Genomic DNA, 15,210 nt, shown 5'->3' on the forward strand with positions numbered 1-15,210 from the left:
TCTCGGGGATCTGGCAGAGGCACCTGCCGGTCACTCCACCGGCGGACCGACATACCGCGCGCGTGGCCGGATGAGATGACCGCTTGCGGATTGCTCCATGGCGTGCGCCAGCCATCCGACAGTTCGGGCAAGTGCGAAGATGATCAGCGGCGCGTCCCGCGGCAGATGGTAGGCGGATGTCATCGCCGTCAGGGCAAAATCAACATTGACGGGTTCCCCGACCAATTCTTCCGCCGCCCTGCGCACCTCCGCGAACAAAGGCGGCAGCGTAAAGCAGGCAAGCAGCGCCCGGGCGCGCGCATCGCCGTCGGGATAGAGCGGGTGGCCGACTGCCGCCAGCGACCTCCCCTCGGCGAGATAGCTGCGGACCGCCTCCTCAGCGCCGATTGAAGCAGCAAGGTCCATCAGCGAGCGCACGCTTTGCCACGCGCCGCCATGCAGCGGCCCGGTCAGTGTTGACAGGCCGGAAAGTGCCGCGGCCGATAGTGTCGCACCAGCAGAGGCGGTGATCCGCGCTGTGAAGGTCGAGGCATTGAGTTCGTGGTCGGCTAAGAGCACGAGAGAGCGGCGGATGAGTTCGGCGGCATCCGGCTGGTTCCACGCCTCAGCAAGGCGCAGATGCAGTGGCACATGAGATAGGCCCGGTGCCAGCGCATCGGCAACCGTACCGAATACGCTTTCCGCTTCATTTCGCAGCGCCGGGAGCGAGCGCCCGAGCGACGGCAGGTCGGTTGAGGCGCGCTCGGCCAACGCCGAAAAGACCGCCGCTAAGGCGGATGGCTCGTAATTGCCACCTTGCCCCTCCAGCCGCAAGGGCCGTTTCATGTCCCACAGGAGACAGGCCACCTCCTCCAAGGTCGCGTATTCGGCGAGCTTCGCCGCATCCTGCCCGCGATAGAACAGCCGGCCATGCGAAATTGTCGACAAGGCCGAAGGCAGCACAGGATCACCCCACTGGATGGCATCGGCTGCAACGGCCTCGGTCTTTCGCCGTCCCGCGTGGCGCGCCGCCAGCCGCTTGACGTCATCGGCGAAATAAAGGCTTCGCCGCGTGTCGGTTGGATCGGGTTTCGCACGGATGCGGCCACGGCTGACATTCGCGTAAAGCGTCTGTGATTTGGTGCCCAGGAGGTTCAGCGCCTGCTCTGCCGTCAGCCAGCTCATGGTTCCTCATATTGATCAATTGCATCAAGATTGACGTCAATGAAAATAGGACTGATCTAAGTGCGTAGTCAAAGGAGAAAAATGATGAAAAGTGGTCTCGAAGATATCATTGCTGCCGAAACCAAGTTGTCCGATGTGGACGGTGCTGCCGGCCGCCTGATCATCCGCGGTGTGTCGCTGGACGACTTGGTCGCGACCAGCCGCTTCGAGGATGTCGCCGCGCTGCTGCTGGAGGGCTTGTTCGAGGAACATGCCGATGCCGCAAGCATCAGGGCGCAATTGGGCGCCGCGCGCGTGGAACTGTTCGCACATGTGAAAGCGGCAGATGCAGTATTGCTGGCCCTGCCGCCGGTGGAAGTCATGCGGGCGCTGCTGGCTCGCATCGGAGACGGCGATGATTTTGCCACGGCCATCCGCCTGATGGCGGCGCCAGCGGTCTTCCTGCCTGCCGTGCTGCGCCTTCAAAACGGCAATCGGCCGGTCAGGCCGGATGCCTCCCTATCTCAATCCGCCGACATCCTGCGCATGCTGACGGGCAAGCGCCCGACGCCACAGCAGACCGCCGGCCTCGATGCCTATCTGGTCACGATCTCCGATCATGGATTGAATGCTTCCACCTTCGCCTCTCGCGTCATCGCCTCGACCCATGCCGGCCTGACCTCCTCGGTATTGGCTGCGATCAGCGCTCTCAAGGGACCGCTGCATGGCGGTGCTCCCGGCCCGGTGCTCGATATGCTGGATGCGGTCGGTGAGCCCGCTAATGCCCGCGCATGGCTGTCGCAGGCGCTTGACCACGGAGAACGGCTGATGGGCTTCGGTCACCGCATATACCGCGTCCGCGATCCCCGCGCCGATGCACTGAAGACGGCGCTGCGGCCGATCTTTGCGAGCGGTCAGGCCAATGCTGGCCGCATCGCGCTCGCCGAGGCGATCGAAGCCGCGGCTCTGGCTCTGTTGAAGGAGCGCAAGCCCGACCGTCCGCTGGAAACCAATGTCGAATATTATACCGCCCTGCTGCTCGATGCTCTCGGTTTCCCGCGTAACGCTTTCACCGGCGTCTTTGCGATCGGCAGGACGGTGGGTTGGATCGCCCATGCGCGCGAGCAGATGCTCGATGGCCGCCTGATCCGTCCGCAATCGCGCTATGTCGGGCCTTTGCCGAAGGCTGCATAGTATTTGGCGGCTGGCGAGCCGAATGATCCTCAAGCGGCCGCCATCTGTCGCGGCCGCATCAACCCTTCGCGGATATGGCGGGCAAGTTCGGTTGCCGGCGGTGTCGCTCCGCTTTTAGACAAATGGAGGTTGATGGAAAAGACCGGCAGGTCCGGCAGACCATCGCCTGCGCCGAGAATATCGAGGTCGGCGGGAACGGTAGAGGCAAGCCAGGCGGTGATCGCAAGATCGGTGCGCACAGTGGCCGTCGTCGCTTCGATATTGCCGTTCTCGAACACGGTGCGCCAGCGTCGCCCGTCGTCTCGGAGCGCCGCGAATACCGACGGTCGGAAGGCGCAGGTATCGGCCACCATCGAAATCGGTAGCGGATTCTTCCGATGGGCGCCGCCCGCTTTTGCACCCACCCAAACCAGCCGGTCGATCGCCAGGCATTCGCCCTTGGACGTGCCGAGCGGCTCTTCGATGACGCCGAGATCGATCACGCCATTGTCGAGCGCCTGCATCAACTCGGGCGATGAGCCACAGACCAGAGAAATCTCTACCTGCGGATGACGTTCCGCATAGGACCTTAGAACCGGCGCCAGAACCGTTCCGACGAGATCATGGGGCACGCCGAGCCGCACGCTGCCTTCTACGGTGGTTTCCGCCATATCGGCCCAGATGTCGTCATTGAGGATCAGGAGCCGGCGGGCATTGCCGAGCATCCGCTCTCCCGCATCCGTCAATCGCAGTCCGCGATTTTCCCGCTCGAAGAGAGCACAGCCCAGCATCTCCTCCAGTCGCTTGATCTGCTGGCTGACAGCGCCTTGCGTCATGTGCAGCATTTTGGCGGCGACTGTCATGCTGCTGTGATCGGCAACGGCGGCGAAAGTCCTGATAAGGGCGATATCGAAGTTTCTGACCATGTCCGCATCATAAACGCTAATGCATCTGGCATTCAACATTCGTTTTTCTGATGGCTGTCATGCACCTATGTATCTACTGAAAATGGAGACCGGCCCGCGTGACCATTGAAGCCTTGTTATTCTGATTCTCTTTGCGCTCGTCTCGACTGTCACGCCAGGCACCGCCGCGACGCTTCCCAAAGTTCCGGGCGCGCGCTCAATTTTTCCTCGCGTGCCTCCCTGTGATTTTCATCATTCCCATGGGGCACGGATAAAACCAAAAATGGCGAATATACCGCCAAATATGTGGGATTTTGCGTAGTTCGGGCTAGCGAAAATGGTGAAACTATAGCCCTTACCACAAAGGGACTAACCACAAAGACCGCTCGCTTCTTGGTGTGGAATGGTGCTATCTGCGCGCCCTAAATGTTTTCCAACTGCCACGGTGCAATATGGAACGCTACGCACGACATTGTGACAATATCGGCGTAAACTGCAGCCTTAGACCACGGGATGAATTCGGGGGGCACTTGGAGCGCCGACTGACTGCCATTCTTGCTGTGGACATCGTGGGCTACAGCCGCTTGATGGGGATGGACGAGGCCGGCACGCTGGCAGCGGTCAGGCAGCATCGTGCCGAAGTTCTGGACCCCAGGATCACCGAACACAAGGGGCGCATCGTCAAGCACACCGGCGATGGCATGCTGGTCGAATTTTCGAGCGTAGTGAATGCAGTCGCCTGCGCCGCCGAAATTCAGCGCGATATGCTGACGCGAAACGAAAACGCACAGCAGGAGCGCCGCATCGAGCTGCGTATCGGCATCAATCTCGGCGACGTCATTGTCGAGGATGGCGACATCTTTGGCGAAGGCGTCAATCTGGCGGCCCGCCTGGAAGCCATTGCCGAGCCGGGTGGCATCGCCGTCTCCGCTTCGGTGCGCGATCATGTCGGCTCTCGCCTCGGCGTTTCCTTCGAAGATCGTGGCGAGCATTCCCTGAAGAACATCGCCCATAGCGTTCGCGTCTACACCGTTTCTCTCAGTGCGCCGACGACCTCATCGGTCATCGCTCTGCCGAGGCGGGATGGCCGCAAGCGGCTGGTGGCCGTGCTGCCTTTCGTTAACATGAGCGACGACCAGGAGCAGGAATATTTCTCCGACGGGATTACCGAGGATCTGATCACCGATCTCTCGCAGATTTCGGACCTCAATGTCGTGGCTCGCAACACCGTCTTCACCTACAAGGGCAAGTCGGTGAAGGTGAAGCAGATAGCGCAGGAACTCGGCGCCGATTTCGTGCTGCAGGGCAGCGTCCGCAAGGCCGCCCAGCGCGTACGCATCACCGGCCAGCTTATCGACGCCCGCAACGGCGCGCATCTCTGGGCCGGCCGTTTCGATCGCGACCTGACCGATATTTTCACCATTCAGGACGAGATTACTCATGCGATCGTCGACCAACTGAAGATCAAGCTCCAGCCGGAGGAGAAGAAGGCGATCGAAAGCGAACCGACCGCCAACATCGAAGCCTATACCTACTATCTTCGGGGGCGGCAGTTCTCGCATGCCTGGACGCGGTCATACCTGCTGCTGGCGCGGCGTATGTTCCTGAAGGCCGTCGAGCTCGATCCGGATTACGCCCGCGCCTATGCCGGCATAGCCGATTGCGACTCGGCGCTGAGGGACTGGAGCCCGCGCGAGTTTCCGCTGGAAAACATCATGGCGATGAGCGCCAAGGCGCTGGAACTCGATCCCAATCTGGCCGAGGCCTATGCTTCGCATGGCCTGGCTTTGCATCAAAGCGGCCAGAACGAGGAAGCGACGGCCGCCTTCGCTCGGGCCATGGCGCTGCAGCCGAACCTTTACGAAGCGAATTTCCACTACGGCCGCTTCCTGTTCATGCAGGGCCGGTTCGAGGAGGCCGTGCATTATTTTGAGCGCGCGGCAACGATCCGCACCGATGACTATCTGTCGCCCGTGCATCTCATCAGTGCCTTCCGCTCGCTCGGAAAGACGGAGGACCTAGAGCATTGGGCAAGGATTGGCGTCGAGCGTGCGGAACGAGCGCTCGATCTCAATCCGGAAAACTCAGGCCCCGCCCACCGCGGCGCCATCGCCCTCGCCCATCTCGGCGAGGCCGGGCGAGCCCGGGAATGGGCGGCGCGTGCACTCACGATCGATCCGGACGACGTTTGCACCCAATATAATGTTGCCTGCGCCTATGCCGTACTTGGGGATCGCGAAGCAGCGCTGGACCTGCTCGAAAGATTGCTGCCGATGAGCTCTGCCTATCAGGTGCTCTGGTTCAGCAATGATTCTGATCTGGATTCGCTGCGTGACTCGCCGCGGTTCCACAAAATGTTCGAGAGGTTCAATGTGGGGCATGCCCCGGCGGAGGAGCACAGGGTCTCCAGCGAAGACGAAGCTCTTTGCTAGAGCGCTGCATTCTTTCGGGATCAGGCCCGGCTGCGCCATAGCCAAACGGCAAGAGAACCGGCACGACCGCGCAGGCTCGCTTCGATCGGACCATCGAGCTGGCCTTCCGTATAGGGTTCGCTGTCGCGTCCGGCAGATTGCAGCAGGTCGTTGCTGAACGCGATCTCGGCATTGCTGCGGGCAGCCACCTCCATCAGGCGGCTGGCGACATTGACAGTGTCGCCGGTCGCTGTGATCTGCTGGCGGCCGTGACCGCCGAGCCTGGAGGCGACGACGGTGCCGAAATGCGCTCCGATCTTGAAACCGATGCGGGAGGCGATGGACTCCGGCAGGGTTCCAAACCAGCCTCTCATTCGATCGGCCAGGCGAATGCAGCAGCACGCCGCATTGGCGGGATCATCCCTCTTCGGCTGCGGCAGGCCGAACAGGATCATGGCGCCATCGCCCATGAAGCTGGTGATGGCACCGCCGCAGGCAGACACTTCCTCGTCGACGAGATCATAGAAGCCGTTCAACAGTTCGCGCACCGCCGTTGGGCCGATTGCTTCGCTGAGGCCTGTGAACCCGTTGAGATCGATGAAAACAATGGCCGCTTCCTGACGCACCGGTTCCGTCAGAAAGCTGGGATCGCGGGCAAGATGTTCGGCAAGGCCCGGCGCCTGAATGCGCTGCAGGAGTTCGCTCTGTTGCGCGAAATGCCTGGCCTGTTTGCGGCCAAGCCAAAGCTGCGCGGCGCCGAACAGAAGCGCCGGCGGCATCGCGGCCGCGATCGGAATAGCGGCACTCAGCCAAATGCCATGCTTGAAGGCGCTGATGTTGATCGACAGCCAGGCAAGGATGACACAGAGCGCTATGATCAGGCCGATAGTGTTGCGCCGCCAGGCAAGCAACCCGACGAGAACGACCGGCAGGCCAATGGCAAAGCCGAGGTCAATGAGGCGCACGTCGCGGTCGCGGACCAATCCGTCCCCGGCGATCAGATGCGTGATTGAAGTGGAAATGACCTCGACGCCCGGCAGGACCGGATCGAAAGGCGTCGGAAAGACATCGCCGCCGCCGGTAACGGTCGCGCCGATAACGACGATGTGGTCCCTGATCGCCTCCTCCGGCAATTGCCCTGTTAGCGCTGCACTGGCGCCGATGGTGCGGATCGTGCCACGCGGACCGTAGAAAGAGAGCGGCAAGAGATAGCCGGTATCGGTATGCACCAAACGATCGCCAAGCTTGATGTGGTCGGAAATGACGGTCGTAGGCTCGCCGGTGGCGGCGGAAACGACGCGCAGCGAGAAGGATGGTTCGATCCGCCCGCCGCTGCGAAACAGCATGGGCACGAAACGCGGCGTTCCCGTCTTGTCGGTCTGGACGTTGACGACACCATAGCTCGCTGCCTGCGCAAACCGAGGCAGCGGCTCCAGGAATTGCAGGGCGCTGGGGACGCGCGCAAGCGGCTCCTTGCTGTCGTCGGCAACACGCTGGCGACTTTCGGGAAAGATGCCGGCGACGGCCAGCACGGCGTTGGTCTTTCTCAGCGACTGTGCCAGCGCTGCATCGTCGGCCTCCGCGCCAGGATCCACCAAAAGCATGTCGAGCCCGATTGCTTTCGGCTTCAGCGCGGTGATGGCATCGACGACTTTCGCGAGGGTGGCACGGGGCAGCGGATAGTGGCCCGCTTGACGGGACGCCTCGTCATCGATGGCGACGATGGTAACGATATCGGGCGGTTGCCGGGTACCGCCGAGCACGTTCCTGAGATTGGTCAGCGTCGCCTCGGCACCGTCGATAAAGGGAATATCGCCGCGCAGATGAGCGATGCCAAGGCCCGCACCCCAGACGGCAGTCAAGACGAGCGCAATCAGCGTCTGCAGCGGTGGTCTGCGCATGGGAATCAGGATCTCACTGGCCGAGGCGGCCCATCAGCGCGCTTATGCGTGGTTGCTTCCAATTCGTAACGCGCAGGGGACCGCGGCTGCGATCGACATCAACCCCCTGCCCTCGTCCAAGCGTAACGCCTTGCCCGGTCGAAACCTTGTTAACGGCGACGCGGCCGCGCAGCACCAGCACGGATGTCTTGCCGCGCCCTGCGTCGACTGCCCATCGTGTACCGCGCACCGCAGCGATCGCCTGCGGCGTCACCACTTCGAACCCACCCTTGATGCGGCTGTTGTCGACATCGACCAGCGCGGCTTTGCTGTTGAGCACGACAGCGTCCACCTGGCCGTCGCGATTGCGGTCGGCAAGCCGGTAGCTTGCTCCGCGTTCGATGGTGATGCTGAGGCCCGGCTCGCAATTGAGCGTCTGGCGCTCGGCACTGACCGCCGCTCGCAGCGAACAGCCGGTCGTTTGTGCAGAGGCCGAGCCCGTCCCGACCACGCACAGAACGGCTATTCCGGCAGCGCCGAGAAAACGGTTTGTCTGGATCATGGTTGTGCCCCCTCACGAAATACAATTGTGGTCGCGGACGCTAAATTCCAGCCGCGGCAATATAAATCTGTGAGAAGTGATGATGCGTCAGGAGTGGTTAATCTGCAAGTTGTCGTAGCCCTTGGCTTTGTAGAGGATGGTCGAAACCAGCCAGCTCAGCAGGAAGATACCTACGACCGCGAAGCCGAAGTTGGCGAGATTGTCGTTGAGATCGCCGATAAAGCTCCAGACGCCGCCCTCAAGACCGAGCTTGTCGGAGATCAGCCCCAGGGCCTCGATACCGCCAATGAAGATCGCAACGACAACCGAAGCCGCGGTGATGGTCAGATTGTACCAGAGCTTGCGCACCGGCTTGACGAAAGCCCAGCCATAGGCGCCGGTCATCAATATGCTGTCGCTGGTATCCATCAGCGACATGCCAGCGGTGAAAAGCGCCGGGAAGACGAGAATCGTCCAGAAGGACACGCCCTGTGCCGCCTGCGCCGCGGAAATGCCAAGCAGGCCGATCTCGGTCGCCGTATCGAAACCGAGACCGAAGAGAAAGCCGATCGGGTACATATGCCAGGAACGGGTGACGACCTTGAACATCGGGCGGAAGATGCGTGCCAGGAAACCACCGCCGGCAAGCAGCGTATCAAGATCCTCCTCCGCGATCCTCCCGCCCCTTTGCGCTCGTCTGAAGGCGGACCACACGCCCTTGAGGACGAAGAGATTTGCAATGCCGATCAGCAGCAGGAACGCGGCCGAGATCGCCGTGCCGATGACGCCGCCAATATCGTGGAAGGAATCGAGCTGGCTCTGCATGGCGGCCGCCGTCGCTGCAATCAGGATCGAGGCGATCACAACGATCGAGGAATGGCCGAGCGAGAAGAAAAAGCCGACCGCATAGGGCTGCTTCCTTTCTTGGATCAGCTTGCGCACGACGTTATCGATCGCGGCGATATGATCGGCATCGAAGGCGTGGCGAAGCCCGAACATATATGCAAGAAACGCAATACCCAGAAGCGATGGCCTGTCGGCGAAAGCGGCCCAGGCCCAGATCCATGCGGCAATATTGAATGCGATCAGCAGCACGAAAGTGAAAGCTATCTTGGCTCTCGATCTTTCCGCGCGATCGTCAAATGGATTGAGAATCATACTTTTTTCCCGTTATGCTTATGTGCACAGTGCCATGGAGCGGGAAACGGCGCGACAGTCAAATAGCGTATATGCCAAGTTTTTCCGCACTGTCACAAAAATGAGCAAACCCGGCGAAGGCCGGGCTTATCTCGTCGATTTGTCAGCCCACTTCGAACGGATTGCCCTCATCCGCCCAGCCTGTGATGCCGCCGATCATCACCTTTACGCGCTTGCCGAGCGTGCCGAGACGTAACGCCGCCTTGTCAGTGCCGTTGCAATGCGGTCCGGCGCAATAGACGACAAACAGCGTATCGTCGGGCCACTCCGCCATCTTCCGAGCGGTCATCTTGCCATGCGGGAGGTTGATTGCGCCGGGAATATGCTGCTCCTGAAACAGGGCCGGCCCGCGAACGTCGATCAGGACAAAGTCCGCATTGCCCGATGTCATCGCCTGATAGACGTCGGAGCAATCGGTTTCGAAAGCAAGCTTGCGGGCATAGTGCTCTGCGACGACACTCGGCGCTGCGGCAGGGATTTCACTGACTAGGGACATGTAACGCTCCTTCTTCCGTTCGGTGCATTCATGCCTGAGCGGTCCCAGAGTTGAAATTGGCCGAAATGCCATATAGCGTCAACATCATGCCAAATGCAGACACCACCAATCTTTTCGGCCCGCATGTCGTCACCCTCGTCTATGACGGGCTTTGCACGTTCGAATTCGGCGTCGCTTATGAAATCTTCGGCCTGCCACGCCCGGAAATGGGCAACGACTGGTACCGGTTTTCCGCCTGTGCAATCGAGGATGGCCCGCTTCGTGCCGCCGGCGGGCTGACGGTGCAGGTCGACCACGGGCTTGAGATCATTGCCGACGCCGATCTGATCGTCGTGCCTGGTTGGCGCGGCATAGGGACGCTCGTTCCTGCCCCACTGCTCGCCGAGCTGCAGGCAGCCAGCCGCCGCGGCGTGCGGATCATGTCACTATGCTCGGGCGTCGCAGTCCTTGCCGCCGCCGGATTGCTCGCGGGCCGAAAGGCGACGACGCATTGGCGCTACGTAGATTCCATCGCCGCGCGCTACCCGGACATATCAGTGGATGCCGATGTTCTTTATGTCGATGAAGATAGCGTGCTGACCGCCGCCGGCAGTGCGGCCGCTATCGATCTCTGCCTACATGTCGTGCGCCGGGATTACGGATCTGACATAGCCAATAGTGTCGCCCGTCGTCTCGTGGTGCCGCCGCATCGCGAAGGCGGTCAGGCGCAATATATCGAGACCCCGGTTCTGAAACAGCGCGAGGGCGCGCGCTTGGGTCCCTTGCTCGAATGGATGCGCGAGCGTCTGCAGGAAGATCAGCCCATTGCCGTGCTTGCAGCGCGGGCGGGAATGAGTGTGCGGACCTTCCAGCGTCGTTTCGAGGCGACTACCGGCATGGCGCCGGGCGAATGGCTATTGAGCGAGCGGCTGCGGCGCGCCCGGGATCTGCTCGAAAAGCAGGCTGCCATTTCGCTTGACGATGTGGCAGTGGCGAGCGGATTTGGATCGCTTGCCACCATGCGCCATCATTTTCGGGAGAGGCTTGCGGTCAGTCCGAGCGACTACCGCAAGCGATTTGCCGCCCTTAAACCAGCCGGCTCTGTTCCGTCGCCGCTTCGATGAAGCTCGAGAACAGCGGGTGCGGTTCCAGCGGCCGGGACTTCAGTTCCGGGTGATACTGGACGCCGATGAACCACGGATGATCCGCATATTCGATCGTTTCCGGCAGGACGCCATCCGGTGACATGCCCGAGAAGGTCAAGCCGCAATCTTCCAGCTTGTCCTTGTAGTCGATGTTGACTTCGTAGCGATGGCGATGACGCTCGGAAATGTCGGTCGAACCGTAGATTTCGGAGATCTTGGTGCCCTTCTTGAGCGCCGCTTTGTAGGCGCCAAGCCGCATCGTGCCGCCGAGATCGCCGGATGCCGTGCGCTTCTGCAGTTCGTTGCCCTTCAGCCATTCCGTCATCAGGCCGACGACAGGTTCGTTGGTCGGACCGAATTCGGTGGAGGATGCGTGTTCGACACCGGCGAGATTGCGGGCCGCTTCGATGACAGCCATCTGCATGCCGAAGCAGATGCCGAAATACGGCACCTTCCGCTCGCGCGCGAAGCGGGCCGCATGAATCTTGCCCTCGGAGCCCCGCTCGCCAAAGCCGCCAGGCACGAGAATGCCGTGGACCTTTTCGAGATACGGCGCCGGATCTTCCTTTTCGAAGACCTCCGACTCGATCCATTCAAGCTTGACCTTGACGCGATTGGCGATACCGCCGTGGTGCAGTGCTTCGATCAGCGACTTATAGGCATCTTTGAGACCGGTATATTTGCCGACGATGGCGATCGTTACCTCGCCTTCCGGCGTGCGGATGCGGTTGCAAACCTCTTCCCATTGTTCGAGCCGGGGCTTCGGCGCCGGCTCGATGCCGAAAGCGGCGAGCACCTCATTGTCGAGGCCTTCCTTATGGTAGGCCATCGGCACATCGTAGATATTGGCGACGTCGAGCGCCTGGATGACGGCGGACGGACGAACGTTGCAGAACAGCGAAAGCTTGCGGCGCTCGGCCTCCGGGATCTCGCGATCCGCACGCACGAGCAGGATGTCCGGATGAATGCCGAGAGCCTGCAGCTCCTTGACGGAGTGCTGCGTCGGCTTGGTCTTCAGCTCGCCGGCAGCCGGGATGTAGGGCATCAGCGTCAGGTGGACATAGATCGCCGTGCCGCGCGGCAGGTCGTTACCGAGCTGGCGGATGGCTTCCATGAAGGGCATCGCTTCGATGTCGCCAACCGTGCCGCCGATCTCGCAGATGACGAAATCATAATCGTCATTGCCCTCGATAACGAAATCCTTGATCTCGTTGGTGACATGCGGAATGACCTGAACGGTGGCGCCCAGATAGTCGCCGCGGCGTTCCTTGTCGATGATGTTCTTGTAGATGCGACCCGTCGTGATGTTGTCGGTCTTGGTGGCCGAACGACCGGTGAAGCGTTCGTAGTGGCCGAGATCGAGGTCGGTTTCCGCGCCGTCGTCGGTGACGAAGACTTCGCCGTGCTGGGTCGGGCTCATCGTGCCCGGGTCCACGTTCAGATAGGGGTCGAGTTTGCGCAGGCGGACCCGATAACCGCGGGCCTGCAACAACGCTCCGAGAGCCGCGGCCGCAATTCCTTTTCCGAGGGAAGAAACCACGCCGCCAGTGATGAATACATATCGCGCCATGGGAGTCACCGGATACCTTTTAACAAATGATTCCGCCAGCCCTAAAATTCGTTTCCGGAATTTTGGACACAGAACGCGGAATGTTGACAAAACAAAACCGGCAGATCCAAGGACCTGCCGGAGGATGATCGTAGCTGACCGGGCTTACTGGCCGGTCGGAACGCCGTTGCCACCCTGGGCCGGCGTTGTTGTCGTCGCAGGAGCCGTCTGCTGACCGGTGGCCGGAGCAGGCTGCGTCGTGGTAGTTGTGGGCTGGGTCGCCGTAGCGGCCGGTGCCTGTTGGGTTGCCGTCGGAGCAGGCTGGGTCGACGTCTGAGACTGCGGAGCAACCGCGCCGCTGTTCGGAACGCCGTTATTGTTGGCTGGCTGGGACTGGCCGCCTGCCGGTGCTGCGCCCTTCTGGCCGCCGAGCGAATCGAGAATGCCGTTGCCCTGGCCCGCCGTGCTCGGAATACGGTTGAGAATGTCGGTCGGACGTCCCTCGAAGCGAGACAGCACGTTCATGCCGAGCGCCAAAACGAAGAACAACGCCGCCAGGATCGCCGTGGTCCGTGTCAACGCGTTGGCCGTGCCGCGTGCCGACATGAAGCCCGATCCGCCGCCAATGCCCAGGCCACCGCCCTCCGAGCGCTGAATCAGCACCACGCCGATGAGAGCGATGACAACCATGAGATAGATGACAAGCAGTACGGTTTGCATAGGTCCAGTCCTGCCCGCGGGCGCGGGCATCAAAAAGAAAAGCTCGCGGCTCTTTACATGAGGCTCTCGCCTATTCCAAGTCCTTTTAAGACCGGAATACAGGCAAGTGAAACCTTCAAGCGAACTGCCGTTCGAATGCGCCATAAATGGCGAGGAAGTCGACGGCTTTCAAGCTTTGGCCACCGACGAGCAAACCGTTGACATTGGCGACAGCAAGCAGGTCGGCCGCATTCGCGCCGTTGACCGAGCCGCCGTAGAGAAGACGAAACTTTTCGCCATCGGCGCCGAAGCGCGCCACCAATTCCTTGCGGATGAAGGCATGTGCTTCCTCGACATCCGCTGTGGTGGGAACCTTGCCCGTGCCGATCGCCCAGACGGGCTCATAGGCGATGACGGTCGTTTCCGAGACGGCGCCATCGGGCGTGGAACCGGCAAGCTGACGCTTGAGCACATCCAGCGTCTGGCCATTGTCGCGCTCGTCCGCCGTTTCGCCGATGCAGATGATAGTGACGAGCTCGGCCGCAAGCGCCGCTTCCGCCTTGGCGCGCACCAGCGCGTCGCTTTCAGCGTGATTCCTGCGGCGCTCGGAATGGCCGACGATCACATGTGTGCCGAAGCAATCCGCGATCATCGCGGCGGAGACGTTGCCGGTATGCGCGCCGCTGACCAATTGATGGCAATCCTGCGCTCCGATTGCCAGCGGACTGTCGTCGCAGAGCGCGGTCGCAACATAGAGAAGGGTTGCCGGCGGGCAGAGCAGCGTATCGATCTTCTCGGATAGCGGCGCTTTCACGCCCTCCGCGATAGCCTTGACCTGGTCCAGGCTGGCCCGCGTGCCGTTCATCTTCCAATTTCCCGCCAGAAGCGGTCGTATTTTTTGCGTCATTCGGCGTTTCCCTCCCGTCAACTCTCTCTGTCGCACTAACAAAACTAAGGCAGAAAGAAAAGTTGTCGAAAGCGGCCGGAACAAGTTCAAACCGTTTAAAAAATCGCTTTTCCGAAATTAAATCGAAATTTTTTCGAAGAAAATTATGACGGCTGTGGATCAAGGAGCCAATTCAGCACCTTCCGCCAATCGGTCATGCGTACCGGTGTGCCATGGTTGCCGGTGGCAAACAGGGTGAATCGCGTCGGGTAATGCGTCTTGTAGAGTTTTTCGAACAGAGCTTCCTGGTCGGCAGCGGCGTAGACCGGGTCCTTGCTGCCATGGGTGAACCAGACCGGCAATTTCGCCTTGTAGAAAGCGCTTTTGACGAAATCCGGATCGGTGACTCCGCTCAAAATCGCCATCCCTTTCAGACGCTTGACGCTTTCAGCGTCGCGCGTGATACCCCAGCAAATGAAGCTGCCCATGGAAGCGCATGTGAGGATGACAGGCCTGCCGCCGGATTGCTCGTAGGAATATCGGATCAGTGCCGCGATGTCGGCGACGCCGTCGCTGTCGAAGCTCTTTACGCTCGGCGCGTAGTATGTACCGCCGCTGATATAGGCGAGGTTCTTCAGCCGGTTGAAATTGCCGCCGAACGTGTAGTCGTTCGACCCCAGCCTGCGGTCGCCGCCGCGGCCGTGGATGAAGATCACTGTGAAGGCCTGCTTGGATGCCGGGCCGATGCGGGTCACGTCGAGCTTGCGGTCGCCGAGCGGCAAAGTTTCGTCCTCTTGCGCTTTCCATCGCACGCCGGTGGCGACATAGGCCGGCTTGACGCGCCGTTCCGGCACCTCGTCGCGGCCGTTTATGTCCCGCATTTCCTGATAGTCGATCGTCTGGAAAGCACCATTGTCGTGGCTTTCGAGGACCGTCTGATTGGAAAACAGGTCATCCTTGAAAGGCTTCAAGGCCTCTGCGGCGGCACCCGACGCGGTTGCTAGCGGCAAAAACGCCGCAATTGCTGCTAAAATCGACAAATGAGCTGTGGACATTCGCATGCGGACACTTCCCTCGATAGGCCCACGGGCTTGCCATTCGCCGCCCGGCAACGCAAATCTTTTTTCCGAATTTGCCCCGTTACCGGGGTGCCATCGCGCTCGCGCGTCGTTTCTGGCAGAATCACGGTGATTCGCGAAACTGACG

Annotated in this window: 13 protein-coding genes; 3 read left to right on the forward strand and 10 right to left on the reverse strand. The window is 61.0% G+C overall.

Going from position 1 to position 15,210, the window contains the following annotated elements:
• Positions 1-30: 30 nt before the first annotated feature.
• Positions 31-1,164, reverse strand: coding sequence for a citrate synthase (locus tag QA648_RS06955; RefSeq protein ID WP_283050439.1), 1,134 nt, complete (start codon positions 1,162-1,164; stop codon positions 31-33).
• A gap of 84 nt (positions 1,165-1,248) precedes the next feature.
• Here QA648_RS06955 and QA648_RS06960 point away from each other — a divergent pair, with 84 nt between their 5' ends.
• On the forward strand, positions 1,249-2,337 hold the full coding sequence (locus tag QA648_RS06960; RefSeq protein ID WP_283050441.1) for a citrate synthase/methylcitrate synthase: 1,089 nt from the start codon (positions 1,249-1,251) through the stop codon (positions 2,335-2,337).
• A 29-nt stretch (positions 2,338-2,366) separates the two neighbouring features.
• Here QA648_RS06960 and QA648_RS06965 read toward each other — a convergent pair whose 3' ends face one another.
• Positions 2,367-3,242 (reverse strand): LysR family transcriptional regulator, encoded by an 876-nt coding sequence (locus QA648_RS06965; protein ID WP_283050443.1) that lies wholly within the window; start codon positions 3,240-3,242, stop codon positions 2,367-2,369.
• Between the two features lie 509 nt (positions 3,243-3,751).
• Here QA648_RS06965 and QA648_RS06970 point away from each other — a divergent pair.
• A complete protein-coding gene (locus tag QA648_RS06970; protein ID WP_199773550.1) occupies positions 3,752-5,653 on the forward strand; it encodes an adenylate/guanylate cyclase domain-containing protein in 1,902 nt (633 codons plus the stop codon).
• Positions 5,654-5,673: 20 nt separating this feature from the next.
• Here QA648_RS06970 and QA648_RS06975 read toward each other — a convergent pair whose 3' ends face one another.
• The 4 genes from QA648_RS06975 to QA648_RS06990 form a co-directional block, all read right to left on the reverse strand.
• Positions 5,674-7,533 carry an adenylate/guanylate cyclase domain-containing protein gene (locus QA648_RS06975; protein WP_283050444.1) on the reverse strand — a complete coding sequence of 620 codons (1,860 nt, stop codon included), beginning with the start codon at positions 7,531-7,533 and terminating at the stop codon, positions 5,674-5,676.
• A 13-nt stretch (positions 7,534-7,546) separates the two neighbouring features.
• Complete coding sequence (locus QA648_RS06980; RefSeq protein WP_283050446.1) at positions 7,547-8,074, reverse strand: FecR domain-containing protein; 528 nt, start codon at positions 8,072-8,074, stop codon at positions 7,547-7,549.
• Positions 8,075-8,161: 87 nt separating this feature from the next.
• Complete coding sequence (locus QA648_RS06985; RefSeq protein WP_283050448.1) at positions 8,162-9,211, reverse strand: HoxN/HupN/NixA family nickel/cobalt transporter; 1,050 nt, start codon at positions 9,209-9,211, stop codon at positions 8,162-8,164.
• Between the two features lie 142 nt (positions 9,212-9,353).
• Positions 9,354-9,746 (reverse strand): rhodanese-like domain-containing protein, encoded by a 393-nt coding sequence (locus tag QA648_RS06990; RefSeq protein ID WP_283050451.1) that lies wholly within the window; start codon positions 9,744-9,746, stop codon positions 9,354-9,356.
• Between the two features lie 65 nt (positions 9,747-9,811).
• Here QA648_RS06990 and ftrA point away from each other — a divergent pair, with 65 nt between their 5' ends.
• A complete protein-coding gene (ftrA, locus tag QA648_RS06995) occupies positions 9,812-10,849 on the forward strand; it encodes a transcriptional regulator FtrA (RefSeq protein WP_283051243.1) in 1,038 nt (345 codons plus the stop codon).
• Here ftrA and QA648_RS07000 read toward each other — a convergent pair.
• The 4 genes from QA648_RS07000 to QA648_RS07015 form a co-directional block, all read right to left on the reverse strand.
• Complete coding sequence (locus QA648_RS07000) at positions 10,812-12,440, reverse strand: CTP synthase (protein WP_260303864.1); 1,629 nt, start codon at positions 12,438-12,440, stop codon at positions 10,812-10,814. The genes ftrA and QA648_RS07000 overlap by 38 nt on opposite strands.
• A gap of 144 nt (positions 12,441-12,584) precedes the next feature.
• Positions 12,585-13,139, reverse strand: coding sequence for a preprotein translocase subunit SecG (gene secG / locus QA648_RS07005; RefSeq protein WP_104823136.1), 555 nt, complete (start codon positions 13,137-13,139; stop codon positions 12,585-12,587).
• 115 nt (positions 13,140-13,254) lie between these two features.
• Positions 13,255-14,025, reverse strand: coding sequence for a triose-phosphate isomerase (tpiA, locus tag QA648_RS07010; RefSeq protein WP_283050454.1), 771 nt, complete (start codon positions 14,023-14,025; stop codon positions 13,255-13,257).
• 143 nt (positions 14,026-14,168) lie between these two features.
• Entirely contained in the window at positions 14,169-15,065 is an 897-nt protein-coding gene (locus QA648_RS07015) for an alpha/beta hydrolase (protein WP_283050455.1), read from the reverse strand.
• Positions 15,066-15,210: the final 145 nt, after the last annotated feature.

Origin of the sequence: Rhizobium sp. CB3171 (assembly GCF_029714265.1) — a bacterium.
Taxonomy (GTDB): Bacteria; Pseudomonadota; Alphaproteobacteria; order Rhizobiales; family Rhizobiaceae; genus Rhizobium.